Genomic DNA, 18,103 nt, shown 5'->3' with positions numbered 1-18,103 from the left:
GCCCTGGACGAGGGCCTGGGCGGGGCGTACGGGACCGGTGCCGGGGCCGGTGTCGACGGCGCCGCGAGTGAGGAACCACACCGGAAGGCGGGCGTCGAGGTCGTCCATCGCCTGGACGAGGGCGACGGTGGCGGCGAACCCGGCGGGCAGCAGGGGATGTTCCGGGTGGGGCGTGTCGTCCCGGGCGAGGAGGGAGACGAGGCCACGGGCTCCAACGACGGCCCCGCCCAGGGCCGTGGCGAGCGCGGAGCGGCCGGCCAGGGCGTCGACGACCACGGGGACGCAGGTGGCGCCCGCGCGTGTCAGAGCGGCCTGCACGGCGGTTGCCTCGGGACCGTCCTCATGGCCGCCGGGGACGGCGAGGACCCAGCGGCCCGTGAGGGCGGGGACGGTTCTGTCCTCGATCGGGTGCCAGGTGATCCGGTAGCGCCAGCGGTCGGCGGTGCCGCGTTCCTCGCTGCGCCGCCGGTAGCCGGCGAGGGCGGGGGCCAGCGTGGCGACGGTGCCCTCGTCGAGGGCCAGCGCGGTGGCGAGGGTGGTGACGTCACCCGAATCGACGGCCCGCCAGAAGGGGGCGTCCGCGGTGCCGGCGGCGGGGCCGCCGCTCTCCGCGGGGGTGAAGGCGGGCCAGTAGCGGCGGCGTTGGAAGGCGTAGACGGGCAGGTCGGCGCGGCGGGCGGGCTCGTCGTGGACGGCGCTGAAGTCCGGGGATCCGCCGCGTACGGCGAGGGCGGCCACGGAGGTGAGGAACCGTTCCGTGCCTCCGTCGGAGCGGCGCAGGGTGCCGAGGACGGCGCCGTCGGTGATGCCGAGGTCGTCGAGGATGTCGCCGACGGCCGAGGTGACCACGGGGTGCGGGCCCACCTCGACGAAGACGCGCTGTCCGGCGTCGGCGAGGGCGCGCACGGCGGGTTCGAGGCGGACGGTGCGGCGGGCGTTGTCGTACCAGTAGGAGGCGTCGAGGGTGGTGGTGTCCTCGACGCGGGCGCCGGTGACGGTGGAGTGGAAGGGGATCTCGGCGGGGCGCGGGCGGATCGGCGCGAACCCGGTGAGCAGGGCGTCACGGACCTCCTCGACCTGCGGGCAGTGGGAGGCGTAGTCCATCGGGACGCGGCGGGCCTGGATGCCGTCGCCGGTGAGGCGGGCGAGAAGCGCGGCGAGGGGCTCGGTGTCGCCGGCGACGGTGACGGAGCGGGGACCGGTGACGCCGCCGACGCAGATCCGGCCGTCGTACGGGGCGATGAGCCGCTCGACCTCGGCGAGCGGCAGCGGAACGGCGACCATGCCGCCGCGGCCGGCGAGGGCCATCAGTTCACGAGAGCGGACGCCGATGACGCGAGCGGCGTCCTGAAGGGTGAGGGCGCCCGCGATGTGGGCGGCGGCGACCTCGCCCAGGCTCTGCCCGGCGACCGCGGCGGGGCGGACTCCGCACGCCATCCACAGGCGGGCGAGGGCGACGCAGGTGACGAACAGGGCGGGCTGGACGACGTCGAGACGGTCCAGCGGCGGCGCACCGGGGACGCGGCGCAGGACGTCGAGGACACGGAAGTCGGTGTACTCCTCGACGGCGGCGGCCGCTTCGTCGAAGAAGGCACGGAACCGGGCGTCGGCGGAGTGGAGTTCGTCCGCCATGCCCTCCCATTGCGGGCCGTGGCCGGGGAAGAGGAACACCGGGTCACCGTCGGTGTCGGCGACGCCCCGCACCACGGCGGGGTCGGGAGCGCCGTCGGCCAGCGCGGTCAGGCCGCGCAGGAGTGTCCCGTGATCGGGGGCGACGACCACGGCGCGGTGTTCGAGTGCGGGCCGGGTGGCGGCGAGGGACCAGGCCAGGTCGGCGGGGCGGACGGCGCCGTCCGGGGCGTTGCGCAGCCGGGCGGCGAGCCGGCCGGCCTGGTCGCGCAGGGCGGCGGCGGTACGGCCGGAGACGGTGAAGGCTCGGGCGCGGGGGGCGTCGTCGGCGGATGCGACGGTGTCGTCCGGATCGGCCGGCGGGGCCTGTTCGAGGATGACGTGGGCGTTGGTGCCGCTGACGCCGAAGGAGGACACGCCCGCGCGGCGCGGACGGTCGCCCGGGGCGGGCCAGGGGCGGGCCTCGGTGAGCAGTTCGACGTGGCCGGCGGACCAGTCGACATGACGGCTGGGCCGGTCGACATGGAGGGTGGCGGGCAGTCGTCCGGCGCGCAGGGCCAGGATCATCTTGATGACGCCGGCGACACCGGCGGCGGCCTGGGTGTGTCCGATGTTCGACTTCACCGAGCCGAGCAGCAGCGGCCGGTCCGCGGGCCTGTCCTGACCGTATGTGGCGAGGAGGGCCTGGGCTTCGATGGGGTCGCCGAGGGTGGTGCCGGTACCGTGCGCCTCGACGGCGTCCACGTCGGCGGGGGCGAGCTTCGCGGCGTTGAGCGCCTGCCAGATGACGCGTTCCTGGGAGGGACCGTTGGGAGCGGTCAGGCCGTTGGAAGCGCCGTCCTGGTTGACGGCGGAGCCGCGCAGCACGGCGAGGACGGGGTGGCCGGCCCGGCGGGCGTCGGAGAGCCGTTCGACGACGAGGACTCCGGCGCCCTCACCCCAGGCGGTGCCCTCGGCGGCGTCCGCGAAGGCGCGGCAGCGGCCGTCGGCGGCCAGACCGCGCTGGCGGCTGAACTCCAGGAAGACCGTGGGCGTCGACATGACGGTGACGCCCCCGGCGAGCGCGAGGTCGCACTCGCCCGCGCGCAGCGCCTGCGCGGCCAGGTGCAGGGTGACCAGGGAGGAGGAGCAGGCGGTGTCGACGGAGACGGCCGGGCCCTCCAGACCGAGGGTGTACGAGACGCGGCCGGACAGGACGCTGGCGGAGTTGCCGACGCCGTCGTCGCCCGCGTTGTCGGAGAGGCTGAGCAGGGTGGTGTAGTCCTGGAGGTTGGTACCGGCGAACACGCCGGTACGGCTGCCGCGCAGGGCGAGCGGGTCGATCCCGGCGCGTTCCAGGGCTTCCCAGCAGATCTCCAGCAGGAGCCGCTGCTGCGGGTCGGTGCCGACGGCCTCGCGGGGGGAGATGCCGAAGAAGCCGGCGTCGAAGTCGGCGACCCGGTCGACGAATCCGCCGACGCGGGTGTAGCTGCGGCCCGGAGTGCCGGGCGTCGGATCGTACAGTGCCTCGATGTCCCAGCCTCGGTCGCGCGGCCATTCCGTCATGGCGTCGGCACCCTCGTCGAGCAGCCGCCACAGATCGTCGGGGTCGCTCACACCGCCGGGAAAGCGGCAGCCCATCGCGACGATCGCTATGGATTCGTGCTGCTGTGCCTCGGCCGCGGCCAGGCGCTGCCGCGTCTGGTGGAGATCGGCCGTGACCTTTTTCAGGTAGCCGAGGAGCTTGTCCTCATCGCGCATTGTTGTCACCCGTTCTCAGGTCCCGTGGCCGTGCCATCAGGAGATGCCGAGGTCGTTCTCGATGAAGCTGAAGATCTCGTCCGCGCCCGCGGACCGGATCCGGTCACTGATGTCGTCGCCGGTGACGACTGTGGTGACGGCGGCGGTGGTACCGCCGGTGAAGTGCCCGAGCAGGGACTGCAGGCGGGTGCCTATGCGGTCGCGTCGGGTGTCGTCCTGGGGCAGGGCGGCCAGGAGCGTCGTCAGGGAGTCCAGTCCGGCGAGGACGGCTCCGGCGGCGTCGGTGTCGTCGGTGAGCCGACCGCGCAGGTATACGGCGAGCGCGGCGGCGTTCGGCTGGTCGAACAGAAGTGTGGCGGGCAGGGCCAGGCCGGTGACGGCACCGATCCGGTTGCGTAGTTCGACGGCCATGAGGGAGTCGAAGCCGAGGGCGTTGAAGGCCGTCGCGGCGCCGACGCGGTCGGTGCCGGCGCGGCCGAGGACGACGGCGGCCTCCGTGCGCACCAGGGCGGTGAGGGTGCGTTCGCGCTCGGCGGCGGACTGCCCGGCGAGCCGCTCGCGCAGGGCGTGCGGGGCTGCCGCGGTGGTGTCCGGGCGCTGGGCGAGCAGGTCGCGGACCTCGGGGAGTTCGGCGAGCAGCGGGCTGGGCCGGGAGGTGGTGAACCCGGGCGCGAAACGGGCCCAGTCGATGTCGGCGACGGCGAGGACGGCGTCGGCCCGCGCGGCGGCCCGGCCGAGGGCGTCGGCCGCCCGCTCGGGTTCGAGCGGGTTGATGCCGCTGCGGCGCATCCGCGCCTCGTTGTCGGCGTCGGCGGTGGCCATGCCTCCTCCGGCCCAGGGTCCCCAGGCCAGCGAGGTGGCGGGCAGTCCGGCGGCCCTGCGCTGTTCGGCGAGGGCGTCCAGGTAGGCGTTGGCCGCCGCGTAGTTGGCCTGGCCGATGGTGCCGAGGATGCCGGAGACCGACGAGTACAGGACGAACGCGGTGAGGTCTCGGTCGCGGGTCAGCTCGTCGAGGTTGCGGGCGGCGGCCAGCTTGGGCCGCAGGACGCGGTCCAGGGCGGCGGTGTCCATGCCGTCGAGGAGCCGGTCGTCGAGGACGCCCGCGGTGTGCACGACGGCGTCGACGGGATGTTCGGCGAGCAGCGCGGCGAGCGCGTCCCGGTCGGCGGTGTCGCAGGCGGCGAGGACGAGTTCGGTACCGGTGCCGGCGAGGGTGTCCTGAAGGCGGGCGGCGCCTTCGGAGCCGGTGCCGGAGCGGCTGACGGCGACGATGCGTGCGGTCCCCCGGGCCGCGAGCCAGGCGGCGGTGCGCAGGCCGAGCGCGCCGGTGGCGCCGGTGAGCAGAACGGTCCCGGTCCAGTCGGGGGCGCCGGGTGCGGGCGCGCCGGCCGGTGCGTGTTCGAGGCGGCGCAGGAAGGTGCCCGAGGGCCGGACGGCGATCTGGTCCTCGGCGCCGTCGGTGAGGGCCGCGGCGAGGCGGCGGGCGACGCCGGCGGTGACCGCGGTGCCGGTGCCGGCGGGCAGGTCCACCAGTCCGCCCCACAGCTGGGGATGTTCGAGGGCCGCGGTGCGGCCCAGGCCCCACACGGTGGCCTGCTCGGGTTCGGCGGGCGCCTCGCTCCCGAGGACTCCGGCCGCGCCCGCGGTGAGCGCCCACAGGCGGACCGGGTCAGTGCCCGCGGCCCCGTCGGCGAGGGCCTGGACGAGGGCGGTGGTCGCGGCGAGGCCGGCCGGGACCGCCCGGTGGCCGGGCAGCGGTGCGGTGTCGGCCGCGAGCAGGGACAGCACGCCCGTCCAGGCCGGCCCGTCGTCCTGCCGCAAGGCGGTGAGGGCGGAGGCCAGGAGAGCGCGGTCGGCGGTGGCGCAGTCGACGGGCAGGACGCGGACGTGGGCGCCGTGTGCGGTGAGCGCCTCGGCGACGGAGGTCGCCCAGGGGCCGCCGTGGAAGCGGTCGGGGACGGTGAGGACCCAGGTACCGGTGAGGGTGGCGGCGCTGCCGTCGGCGGCGGGCCGCCACACCGCGCGGTGCTCCCAACGCCCGATCTCCGCATCCTTGCGGTCCTCGTCGCGCCAGGCGGCGAGGGCGGGCAGGACGGCGCTGAGCGGAGCGTCGGTGTCGACTTGGAGTCGCTCGGCCAGGACCGTGGGGTCGGCGGCCTCGACGAGTTCCCAGAACGCGCTGTCGCGGGTGCGCGCGGCGGGCGCCGCGGACGGCTCCAGCCAGAAGCGCTCGCGCTGGAAGGCGTACGTCGGCAGGGCCACGGGCCGGGCTTCGGCGTCGTCCTGGGCGGCGGGCGCCTTCCCGTGTCCGTGGGCGTGCAGGCCGGCGGCCGCGAGCAGCGCGGCGCGGTTCTCGGTCACGTCGCGGCGCAGCAAGGGTACGGCGGTCATCGCCGCCGGGTCGGTGAGGCTGTCCTGGACGAGGGTGGTGAGGGTGGCGTCGGGGCCCAGTTCGAGGCAGTGGGTGACGCCGTCGATCTCCAGTGCGCGGACCGCGTCGGCGAAGCGGACGGCCTGGCGGACGTGGCGGACCCAGTAGTCGGGGGTGATCAGGTCGTCGCCGGTGGCGGGGGCGCCGGTCAGGTCGGACACGACTGGGACGGCGGGGACGGTGTAGCGGACTCGGGCGGCGACGGCGCGGAAGTCGTCGAGCATGGCGTCCATCAGGGGCGAGTGGAAGGCGTGGCTGACCCGCAGGCGTCGGGTCCTGCGTCCGCGTGCGGTGAACTCGGCGGCGATCTCCTCCACGTCCTTCTCCTCGCCGGAGACGACCACCGAGACCGGCCCGTTGACCGCGGCGATCGCGACGCGCTCGGCGCGGCCCTCCAGCAGCGGCAGGACCTCCCCCTCGGTGGCTTCAAGGGCTGCCATGGCGCCGCCCTCGGGCAGGTTCTGCATGAGCCGGCCGCGGCCGGCGACGAGGGCACAGGCGTCGGCGAGGTCGAAGACCCCGGCGGCGTGCGCAGCGGTCAGCTCTCCGATGGAGTGCCCGGCGAACACATCGGCGCGGATGCCCCAGGACGCCGCCAGGGCGTGGGCGGCGGTGCCGAACGCGAACAGGGCGGCCTGGGTGTGGGCGGTGCGGTCCAGGAGCGCGGCCCCGGCGCTGCCCTCGGCGGCGAAGACCACGTCGCGCAGCGGCGGTCCGTCGAGGTGACGGTCGAGTTCGGCGCAGACGGTGTCGAACGTCTCGGCGAACACGGGGTGGGCGGCGTACAGGTCGCGGCCCATACCGGGGCGCTGGGCGCCCTGGCCGCTGAACAGGACGGCGAGCCGGCCGCCGTCGGCGGTGCCGGTGACCACGTGCGCGGCGGGTTCGCCGGAGGCGACGGCGGCGAGACCGGTGAGGAGTTCCTCGCGGTCGGTGGCGACGACGGCGGCGCGGTGCTGGTGCGGGTGGCGGGCGGCGGTGAGGGTGTGGGCGATGTCGCGGGGGTCTTCGTCGTGGTTCAGCAGGTGGGTGCGCAGCTGGGCGGCCTGGGCGCGCAGCGCCTCGGGGGTGTGCCCCGAGACGGAGTGGACGCGCGGTAGGGAGGTCGGTGCCGGCCGGTCGGGGGCGGGCTCGGGGGCGGGCGGTTCCTCCAGGACGACGTGGGCGTTGCTGCCGCTGATGCCGAAGGACGACACGCCCGCACGGTGCGGCCGGCCCTCCCGGGCGGGCCAGGGGCGGGCCTCGGTGAGCAGGTCGATGGTTCCGCTGGACCAGTCGATGTGCGGGGAGGGCTCGTCGACGTGCAGGGTGGGGGGCAGCTCGCCGTGGCGCATGGCCATGACCATCTTGATGACGCCGGCGGCGCCCGCGGCGGCCTGGGTGTGCCCGAAGTTGGACTTGGCGGAGCCCAGCAGCAGGGGCTGTCCTTCGGAGCGTTCGCGGCCGTACGTGGCGAAGAGGGCCTGGGCCTCGATGGGGTCGCCGAGGGTGGTGCCGGTCCCGTGTGCCTCGACGGCGTCGACGTCGGCCGGGGAGAGCCCGGCCGAGGCCAGCGCCTGGCGGATGACACGTTCCTGGGAGGGGCCGTTGGGGGCGGTCAGGCCGTTGGAGGCGCCGTCCTGGTTGGTGGCGGAGCCGCGGACCACGGCCAGTACCTGGTGACCGTGGAGGCGGGCGTCGGAGAGTCGTTCCAGCAGGAGCATGCCGACGCCCTCGGAGAAGCTGGTGCCGTCGGCGGAGGCGGCGAAGGCCTTGCAGCGGCCGTCGGCGGCCAGGCCGTTCTGGGCGGTGAACTCGGTGTAGGTGCCGGGGGTGGCCATGACGGTGACCCCACCGGCCAGGGCCATGGAGCATTCGCCCTGGCGCAGGGCGTGGGCGGCGAGATGCAGGGCGACCAGGGCGGAGGAGCAGGCGGTGTCGACCGTCATGGTCGGCCCCTCCAGACCGAAGGTGTAGGCGACACGGCCGGAGATGACGCTGCCGGAGACGCCGAGTCCGATGTAGCCCTCCATGCCTTCGGGGATGTCGGCCAGTCCGGAGGCGTAGCCGGAGCCCATCGCGCCGACGTAGACGCCGGTGCGGCTGCCGCGCAGGGACAGTGGGTCGATCCCGGCGTGTTCGAAGACCTCCCAGGAGGTCTCCAGGAGCAGTCGCTGCTGGGGGTCCATGGCGAGGGCTTCGCGGGGTGCGATGCCGAAGAGGGCGGCGTCGAAGTGGGTGGCTCCGTGGAGGAATCCGGCTTGCAGGCCGGGCAGCCGGTCCAGGTCCCAGCCGCGGTCGGTGGGGAAGGCTCCGATGGCGTCGCCGCCCTCGGAGACGAACCGCCACAGGTCCTCCGGCGAGTTGACACCGCCGGGGTACTGGCAGGCCATGCCGACGATGACAACCGGGTCGTCCTCCGCCGCGGCGACCGTGCTGGGAGCCGACTGCTCGGTGGTGCCCGCGAGTTCCCGGGCCAGGTGGCGGGCGAGGGCGCTGGGGCGGGGGTGGTCGAAGACGAGGGTGGCGGGCAGCCGCAGGCCGGTCTCGGCGCTCAGGCGGTTGCGCAGGTCGACGGAGGTGAGCGAGTCGAAGCCGAGGTCCTTGAAGGACTGTTCGCCGTCGACCGCGCCGGCCGAGCCGTGGCCGAGGGCGACGGCGGCGTGGCGGCGCACCATGTCCGAGAGAAGCCGTTCCTGTTCGGGTCCGGACATTCCGGCCAGGCTGCGACCGAGCGCGGAGGAGCCGGCGTCGGCGGAGCGGGCGGCGCGGCGTGCGGGTGCCGGGACGAGGCCGTGCAGCAGGGCGGGCAGGCGTCCGGTCGCGGCGGCGGAGCGCAGCGCGGCGGCATCGGTGCGCAGCGGCGCGAGGAGGGCCTCGCCGGTGGTGAGGGCCTCGTCGAGGAGGCGCAGTGCCCGGTCGGGGTCGAGGGCGGGCAGCCCGGAGGCCGCGATGCGGCGCCGGTCGTCCTCGCCGAGTCCGCCGGTCATGCCGCTGTCGTGGTCCCACAGGGTCCAGGCCAGCGAGGTGGCGGGCAGGCCGGTCGCCCGGCGGTGGTGGGCGAGGGCGTCCAGGACGGTGTTGGCGGCGGCGTAGTTGGCCTGTCCGGCGCCGCCGAGGAGACCGGAGGCGGAGGAGAACAGGACGAAGGCGGTGAGGTCGGCGTGCCGGGTCGCCGTGTGCAGGGCGAGCGCGGCGTCCGCCTTGGCTCGCAGCACGGGAGCGAGCCGGTCGGGGGTGAGTGAGCCGAGGACGCCGTCGTCGAGGACGCCCGCGGTGTGCACGACGGCGCGCAGCGGCCGGTCGGCGGGCAGCGCGGCCAGGGCGGCGGCGAGGGCGTCGGGGTCGGCGGCGTCGCAGGCCTCTACGCGGACGACGGCGCCGTGGGCGGTGAGTTCGTCGGCGAGGTCGCGGGCGCCCGGGGCGTCGGGGCCGCGCCGGGAGAGCAGCAGCAGGGAGCGCACGCCGTGGGCGGTGACCAGGTGGCGGGCGACGAGGGCGCCGAGCGCGCCGGTGCCGCCGGTGACCAGGACCGTGCCGTCGGCGTCCCAGGCGGGCGCGGAGTCGGCGGCGGGCGTGCGGACCAGCGCCGGAGTCAGCAGCCTGCCCTCGCGCAACGCGAGCTGGGGTGCGCCGGTGGCGACGGCGGCGGTGAGCGCGGCGCGGGACGCGTCGGTGTCGTCGAGGTCGGCGAGGACGAGACGGCCGGGGTTCTCGGTCTGCGCGGCACGGACCAGGCCCCACACGGCGGCGGCGGCGAGGTCGGTGACGTCCTCACCGTCGGCGGCGGCGACGGCGCCGCGCGTGACGACGACGATCGGGGCGCCGTCGGTGCGTGGGTCGGCCGGCAGCGTCTGCAGGGCGGTGAGGGCGCGGGCGGCGATGTCGGCGGGGGTCTCGTCGGGGCGGGAGGCGTACGGCAGGACGGCGGCGGCGCAGGAGTCCTCGTCGGCGCCGAGCCGCGGCCAGGAGGGAAGCAGGCCCGCCGGGTCGTCCCCGGCGAGGCGCCAGCCGTCGGTGCCCGGCGTGGCCGGGAGTTCGGCGGCGTTCCAGCGCACCGCGTACAGGGTGCCGTCGGCGGGGCGTGCGGTGTCGAGGGTGCCGTCGGCGACCGGGCGGCTGACGAGGGAGTCGACGGTGGCGACGGGGCGTCCGGTGCCGTCGGCGAGGTGCAGGCGTACGGCGCCCGAGGTGTCGCTCTCCAGGCGGACCCGCAGGCCGGTGGCGCCGACGGCGTGCAGGGTGACGCCGCTGAACGCGAACGGCAGGCCCACGGCGCCCGGTTCACCCGTGCCGTCGTCGCCGTCACCGGCGAGCTGGACGTGCAGGGCGGCGTCGAGGAGTGCGGGGTGCAGTCCGTAGCGGGCGGCGTCGCGGTGCTGGTCCTCGGGGAGGGCGACCTCGGCGTACCGGATGTCACCGGACCGCCAGGCGGCGCGCAGGCCCTGGAAGACGGGCCCGTACTGGTAGCCCTGGGCGGCGAGGGCCGGGTAGAAGCCGTCCAGGGGGACGGGCCGGGCGTCGGCGGGCGGCCACGCGGCCGACTCGGCCTCGGAGGCGGCGGGTGCCGGGGCGAGGACGGCGGTGGCGTGCCGGGTCCACGGGGAGTCGTCGTCGGCGTCGGGACGGGCGTGCACGGTGACGGGGCGGCGGCCCGTGGGGTCGGGGGCACCGAGGGCGATCTGGAGCTGGACGCCGGCGGTGTCCGGGAGCACCAACGGGGCTTCGAGGGTGAGGTCGTCGAGGAGGCCGCAGCCGACCTCGTCGCCGGCGCGCAGGACGAGTTCGACGAACGCCGTACCGGGCAGCAGGACCGCGCCGGACACGGTGTGGTCGGCGAGCCAGGGCTGGGCGCGGGTGGACAGGCGACCGGTGAGCAGCACCCGGTCGTCGTCGGCGACGCGGACGACGGCGCCGAGCAGCGGGTGCCCGGTTCCGGTCAGGCCGGCGCCGGTGACGTCGGCGGTGGTGAGGGCGGGAGGCAGCCAGTAGCGGTCCCGGGTGAAGGCGTAGGTGGGCAGGGCGATGCGCGGATCGGCGGGGTCGCCGCCCAGCAGCGCGTCGAGGTCGACGCGGACGCCGTGCACGTGGGCGGCGGCGACGGCGGCGAGCAGGGTGCCGCGTTCGGGACGGTCCCTGCGCAGCAGCGGCACGCAGACCCGGTCGGTGGTGTCGTCGGGCAGGCAGGAGCGGGTGAGCGCGGTGAGAGTGGCGTCGGGGCCGAGTTCGAGGTAGCGGGTGACGCCGTGGGCGGCGAGCCAGCCGACGCCGTCGGCGAAGCGGACCGTGTGGCGCAGGTGGCGCACCCAGTAGTCGGCTGAGGCCAGTTCCTCGGCGGTCGCGGGGCGGCCGGTGAGGTTGGAGACGACGGTGAGGCGCGGCGGATGCGCGGTGACGCTCTCGGCGACGGTGCGGAAGTCGTCCAGGACGGCGTCCATGCGCGCCGAGTGGAAGGCGTGCGAGACGCGCAGCCTGCGGGTGGTCCGGCCGCGGGCGGCGAGTTCGGCGGCGAGGGCCTCGACGGCTGCGGTGTCGCCGGAGATCACGGTGGCGCGCGGGCCGTTGACGGCGGCGACCGACACGGCGTCTCCGTGCCCGGCGAGCAGCGCGGTCACCTCGTCCTCGGCGGCCTCCACGGAGACCATGGCGCCGCCCTCGGGCAGGGCCTGCATGAGCCGGCCACGGGCGGCGACCAGGCGGCAGGCGTCGGGCAGCGACCACACTCCGGCGACGTGCGCGGCGGACAGTTCGCCCAGGGAGTGCCCCAGGACGTACTTGGGGGCGATGCCCCACGACTCCAGGAGGCGGAAGAGGGCGACCTCGACCGCGAACAGCGCCGGCTGGGCGAGGCCTGTCTCCCGCAGCGCCTCGTCGTCCGGGGCGCCGTCGAGGACCGTGTCCTTGAGGGACTTGAGGGAGAGTCCGAGTTCGGGGTCGAGGTGGGCGCAGACCTTGTCGAAGGCGCGGGCGAACGCGGGGAACGCGGTGTACAGGTCGCGGCCCATGCCGGGACGCTGGGCGCCCTGCCCGGAGAAGAGGAAGGCGGTCGCGCCGCGCAGGGTTCGGCCGGTGACGACGGCGGGGTGTTCCTCTCCCGCGGCGAGGGCCCGCAGGGCGTCGCGGGCGGCGGCCGTGTCCTCGGCGAGGACGACGGCGCGGTGTTCGAAGGACTGCCGGGTGGCGGCGAGAGCACGGGCGGTGACGTGCGGGTCGTCGCCGGGGTGGGCTTCGGCGTGGTCGAGCAGGCGGGCCGCCTGGCCGCGCAGGGCCTCGGCGCCGCGCGCGGACAGCAGCCAGGGGGCGAGGGGCAGCCGCGCGGCGGCCGCGGGGGCTGCCTCGGTCTCCTGGGCCTCCTCTCCTGGCTCCTCGGGCGCGGCCTCCAGGACGGTGTGCGCGTTGGTGCCGCTGATGCCGAAGGAGGACACGGCCGCGCGGCGCGGGCGTCCGGGGGTGAGCGGCCAGTCGACGGGCTCGGTGAGCAGCCGCACGTGACCGGCGTCCCAGTCGACGTGCGTGGACGGTGTGTCCACGTGCAGGGTGAGGGGCAGTCGGCCGTGCTGGAGCGCCATCACCGTCTTGATGACGCCCGCGACTCCGGCGGCGGCCTGGGTGTGGCCGAGGTTGGACTTCAGGGAGCCGAGGAACAGGGGCCGTTCGGCGTCCTTGGCGCGGCCGTAGGTGGCGAGCAGTGCCTGGGCCTCGATGGGGTCGCCGAGGGTGGTGCCGGTGCCGTGCGCCTCGACGGCGTCGACGTCGGCGGCGGTGATACCGGCGTTCGCGAGGGCCTGTTCGATGACGCGCTGCTGGGCGGGCCCGTTGGGTGCGGTCAGCCCGTTGGAGGCGCCGTCGGAGTTGACGGCGGAGCCGCGGACCACGGCGAGGACCGGGTGCCCGTTGCGGCGGGCGTCGGAGAGGCGTTCCACCAGGAGCAGGCCGACGCCCTCGGACCAGCCGGTGCCGTCGGCGGAGTCCGCGAAGGCCTTGCAGCGGCCGTCGGGGGCGAGCCCCCGCTGTCGGCTGAACTCGAACAGCAGGCCGGGGGTGGCCATGACGGCGACGCCGCCCGCCAGCGCGAGGTCGCACTCCCCGGCGCGCAGCGCCTGCACCGCCCAGTGCAGGGCGACCAGGGAGGACGAACAGGCGGTGTCGACGGTGACGGTGGGGCCTTCGAGGCCGAGGACGTAGGAGATGCGGCCGGAGGCGACGGAGGTCGCGTTCCCGGCGAGCATCAGGCCGTGCAGGTCCTCGGGGACCTCGACCGGGCCCTGCCCGTAGCCGGAGGTGGCGGCGCCGACGAACACGCCGGTGGCGCTGCCGCGCAGGGTCCCCGGACGGATCCCGGCGCGTTCCAGGAGTTCCCAGGACGCCTCCAGCAGGATCCGCTGCTGCGGGTCGGTGGCCAGTGCCTCACGGGGGCTCATGCCGAAGAAGGCGGCGTCGAAGGAGGCGGCGTCGTGCAGGAAGCCGCCCTCGCGGGTGGAGAAGGTCCCGGGCCGGTCGGGGTCGGGATCGTAGCGGTCCGCGATGTCCCAGCCCCGGTCGTCGGGCAGCGGGCCGACGGCGTCGCCGCCTTCGTCGACGAGCCGCCACAGATCCTCGGGGGTGCGGATGCCGCCGGGGAACCGGCAGCTCATCGCGACGATGGCGATCGGCTCACGGCCCCGGTCCTCGACCTCGCGCAGCCTGCGGCGGGTCTGCCGCAGTTCGCCCGTGACCCGCTTGAGGTATTCCACGTACTTGTCGTCGTCAGCCACGTGTGTCACTTCCTTGAACCGGGCGGGCCGGGGCGTCGGGTGCGGGCGGGACCGGCGGGGCGCTCACGCGTCCCCCAGCTCACGGTCGATCAGGTCGAAGAGGTCGCCTTCGGTCTCGACCGCGGCCAGTTCCTCGTCGTCCTGTGCGGCAGGGGCGCGGGCCGGGACATCGGGCTCGCCCTGCCAGCGGGAGAGCAGCTCACGCAGCCTGGCGGAGACCCTCTCCCGGTCCTCGCCGGCCACGTCCGAGTCGCGCAGCGCGCTCTCCAGACGGTCCATCTCGCCGAGCAGGGCCTGCGTGGTGCCGGGAGGTTCCGGCAGGGACAGCTCGCCCAGCAGGTACCGGACCTGGGCGAGGGCGGTCGGGTAGTCGAAGACCAGGGTGGCGGGCAGCCGCAGGCCGGTGGCCGCGCCGAGCCGGTTGCGCAGCTCGACCGCGGTCAGGGAGTCGAAGCCGAGTTCCTTGAAGGTCTGCTCGGGGTCGATGTCGGCGGCCGAGCCGTGTCCGAGGACGGCCGCGGCCTGTTCGGCGACCACGTCCAGGAGCAGGTGCTCGCGGTCGGCGGCGGGCAACGGTGCCAGCCGTTCGGCGAGCGGCTGCGGGGCCTGCGCGGCGGGCGCCGCTCCCGCGGCGGACTGGGCCCGGCGCCGGGTGGGGGTGCGTACCAGGCCACGCAGCAGCACCGGCAGGACGTCGTGGTGTTCGCGCAGGGCGGCCGGGTCGATGTCCATCGGCAGCAGCGCGGCCCGGTCGGAGTCCGCGGCGGCGTCCAGCAGGCGCATGCCCTGGCCGGGGCCGAGCGGCACCATGCCGGTACGGGCGTGGCGTTCGCGGTCGGCGTCGGTGAGCTCCCCGGTCATGCCGGCGTCCGGCAGCCAGGAGCCCCAGGCCAGGGACACCGCGGGCAGGCCCTGGGCGCGCCGGTGGTGGGCGAAGGCGTCCAGGAACGCGTTGGCGGCCGAGTAGTTGGCCTGTCCCGCGCCGCCGAAGGTTCCGGCGACCGAGGAGAAGACCACGAACCGGGCGAGGTCGAGGTCGCGGGTCAGTTCGTGCAGGGCGGCCACCGCGTCGGCCTTCGGGCGCAGCGCCTCCGCGAGCCGCTGGGGTGACATCGAGGACAGCACGCCGTCCGCGAGGACGCCGGCGGAGTGCACCACGGCGGTCAGCGGCCGGTCGGAGGGGATGCCCGCGAGGAGCTGGGCGAGCGCGGTGCGGTCGGCGACGTCGCAGGCGGCCACGGTGACCTCGGCGCCCAGGGCGGCGAGTTCGGCCCGCAGTGCGGCCGCTTGCGGTGTGTCCGGGCCGCGCCGCCCGGCGATCAGCAGATGCCGTACGCCGTGCTCGGCGACGAGATGGCGGGCGGTGATCCGGCCGAGCCCGCCGAGCCCGCCGGTGAGCAGCACGGTGCCCGCGGGGTTGGTCGCGGCCGGCAGGGTCAGGACGACCTTGCCGATGTGCCGGGCCTGGCTGAGGAAGCGGAACGCCTCGGGTGCGCGGCGGACGTCCCACACCACCATCGGCAGCGGCTTGAGGACGCCGCGTTCGAAGAGGTCCACGAGGACGGCGAGGATCTCGCCGATCCGGTCGGGCCCGGCCTCGACCAGGTCGAAGGCGCGGTAGTCGACGCCGGGGTGGTCGGCGGCGACCCGGGCGGGGTCGCGGATGTCGGTCTTGCCCATCTCCAGGAACCGGCCGCCGCGCGGCAGCAGCCGCAGGGAGGCGTCCACGAACTCCCGGGCCAGGGAGTCGAGGACGACGTCGAAGCCGCGGCCTCCGGTCGCGTCGAGCAGCCGCTGCTCGAACCCGAGGTCGCGGGACGAGGCGAGGCGGGTGTCGTCGAGACCCGCGGTCCGCAGCGCGCCCCACTTGGCGGGTGACGCGGTCCCGTGGACGACGGCGCCGAGGTGGCCGGCGAGCTGTACGGCGGCCGATCCGACGCCTCCGGCCGCGGCGTGCACGAGGACGTTCTCGCCGGGCTTCAGCCCGCCGAGGTCGACCAGCGCGTAGTACGCGGTGAGGTACACGATCGGGACGGTGGCGGCCTCCGCGAAGCTCCAGCCCTTCGGGATCCGCGCGACCATGCGGGCGTCGGCGACGGCGACGGGCCCGAAGGCTCCTGCGAACATGCCCATCACCCGGTCGCCGGGGGCGAGGCCGGTGACGTCCGCGCCGACCTCGGTGACGACGCCCGCGCCCTCCAGGCCGATCCCGGTGGCGTCACCGGGATACATGCCGAGCGCGGTGAGGACGTCGCGGAAGTTGACGCCGGCCGCGCGCAGGGAGAGGCGCACCTCGTTCGGGGCGAGCGCGGCGGTGACCTCCGGGCAGGGCGCGAGCCGCAGCCCCTCCAGGGTGCCCTGCCGTTCGACCCCGAGTCGCCAGGGGTCCGTGCCGGCCGGCGGGACGAGGGCCCGGCCGGCGGTGAGCGGCACGATCTGCGGCACGGTCACCGTGCCGTCCTGTACGGCGAGTTCGAACGCGGTGTCGCCGAGTGCGGCGGGCAGCGCCGCCGTGGAGGCGGCGGTGCCGTCGGTGTCGGCGAGGACGAACCGGCCGGGGTTCTCGGTGCGGGCGGCCCGCACCAGGCCCCAGACGGCCGCCTGCGCCGGGTCCGCGGGCCGGGGGCCGGCCGGGACGGCGTTTCGTGTCACGACGGCGAGCCGGGCGTGCGCGAACGCCGGGTCGTCCAGCCACCGCTGGACGAGGACCAGCACCTCGGTGGCGGTGACGCGGGCCGCGTCGGCGAGGGTGCCCCCCGGGGTCCCCTCGCCCGTCCCGGCCACGAGCGGCACGGCGTACAGGACGGTGTCGGGCACCTCGTCGGCGTCCGCCAGGGCGTCCAGGCCGGGTACGGTCCGCGCGGGGTGCCCGGCGGCGCGCAGGGCGGCGGCCAGTTCGCCGGCCTCGTCCGCGCCGACGACCGTCACCGTGGCCGTGGAGGGCTCCGACGTGGTGGGCGTCGACATGGTGAACGCCGACGTGGTGGGCGTGCCGGCGCCGGCCGGGGTGACGGGCCGCCAGTCCAGTTCGTACAGGCCCCGGTCGCCGGGCGCGCCGACGGCGGACCCGGCGAGGTCGCCGGTGAGTTCGCGCAGGGTGAGCGAGCCGACGGAGGCGACCGGCCGGCCCGCCGGGTCGGCGAGGGCGAGGCCGACGGCCTCCGGGCCCTGCTGGACCATCCGCAGCCGCAGCGCGGACGCCCCAACGGCGTCGAGGCGCACGTCGCTCCAGGAGAAGGGCAGCCGTCCGGCGTCCTCCATCGGCACGAACATCACCGCGTGCAGCGCGGCGTCGAGCAGCGCCGGATGCAGGTCGAAGGCGTCGGCCGCGGGGGCGGCGTCGGCGGGCAGCTCGACCTCGGCGAAGACTTCCTCGCCGCGTGTCCAGACCCGGGTCAGCCCCTGGAACAGCGGGCCGTAGAGGTGGCCACGGTCGGCGAACGCCTCGTAGAAGCCGTCGAGCGGCACTTCCTGGCCGCCCTCGGGCGGCCAGGCGGTGAAGTCGTAGGGGGTGGCGGCCGTTTCGGCGGCCACCGTGAGCAGGCCGCCGGCGTGCAGGGTCCATGGTGTGCCGGGTTCGGCGTCGTCGGAGCGGCCGTGCACGGTCAGCGGGCGGGCCCCGGTGGCGTCGGGTTCCTCGACGCGGACCTGGACCTGCACCCCGCCGTGTGCGGGCAGGGTGAGCGGGGCCAGGATCGTCAGCTCGGCGACCTGTTCGCAGCCGGTGCGGGCGCCCGCGTGCAGGGCCAGGTCGAGGAAGCCGGTTGCCGGGAACAGGGCGGTGCCGGTGAGGGCGTGGTCCTTCAGCCAGGAGTGGGAGCCCAACGAGAACCGGCCGGTGAACACGTGGGTGGCGCCGTCGGCCAGCTCCACGGCCGCGCCGAGCAGCGGGTGACCGCTCGCGCCGAGGCCCGCGGAGGTGACGTCGCCGAGCAGCACGGGCGGCTTCGGCCAGTACCGGCGGCGCTGGAAGGGGTAGGTGGGCAGCTGGGCGGTGCGGGCGCCGGTGCCGTCGAAGAGACGGGGCCACTCCACGGGCATGCCGTGGGCGAAGGCGCGGGCGACGGCGTCCAGGAGCGTCTCGCGCTCGTCGCGGTCCTTGCGCAGCGACGGCACGAACAGGGTGCTCTCGGCGTCCGTCGGGCAGCTCTGCGCCATGGCGGTCAGGGTGCCGTCGGGACCGACCTCCACGAACCGGCCGACGCCGTGCGCGGCGAGCCAGCCGACTCCGTCCGCGAAGCGGACCGCCTCCCGCACGTGCCGCACCCAGTACTCCGGATCCTCCAGCTCGCCTGGGGCGGCGCCGCGTCCGGTGACGTTGGAGACGACGGCCATGCGCGGCGGAGCGTAGGAGATGCTCGCGGCGACCTCGCGGAAGGCGTCGAGCATGGGCTCCATGAGCGGTGAGTGGAAGGCGTGGCTGACCCGCAGCCTGGTGGTGCGGCGCCCGTCGGCGGCGAGCCGCGCGGCGATGCCGGCGACGGCGGCCTCGGTGCCGGAGATCACCACGGAGCGCGGCCCGTTGACGGCGGCGATGCCCGCGTCCGGGTGGCCCTCCAGCAGCGGCCGT

At 75.9% G+C, this 18,103-nt stretch carries 2 protein-coding genes and 1 pseudogene; all 3 read right to left on the bottom strand.

What is annotated here, in order from left to right; genetic code table 11:
• Positions 1-3,357 (bottom strand): annotated as a pseudogene (locus tag ACFU53_RS38450) (type I polyketide synthase); the annotation flags it as partial.
• Positions 3,358-3,405: 48 nt separating this feature from the next.
• Positions 3,406-13,533, bottom strand: coding sequence for a type I polyketide synthase (locus ACFU53_RS38445; protein ID WP_384003641.1), 10,128 nt, complete (start codon positions 13,531-13,533; stop codon positions 3,406-3,408).
• A 63-nt stretch (positions 13,534-13,596) separates the two neighbouring features.
• A partial coding sequence (locus ACFU53_RS38440) for an SDR family NAD(P)-dependent oxidoreductase (RefSeq protein ID WP_384003638.1) occupies positions 13,597-18,103 on the bottom strand: 4,507 nt, incomplete at its 5' end.

Source organism: Streptomyces sp. NPDC057474 (assembly GCF_042802555.1).
In the GTDB taxonomy this organism is placed as follows: domain Bacteria; phylum Actinomycetota; class Actinomycetes; order Streptomycetales; family Streptomycetaceae; genus Streptomyces.
The sequence above is the reverse complement of the archived record's forward strand: the minus strand, read 5'-3'. Positions and strand labels throughout refer to the sequence as shown.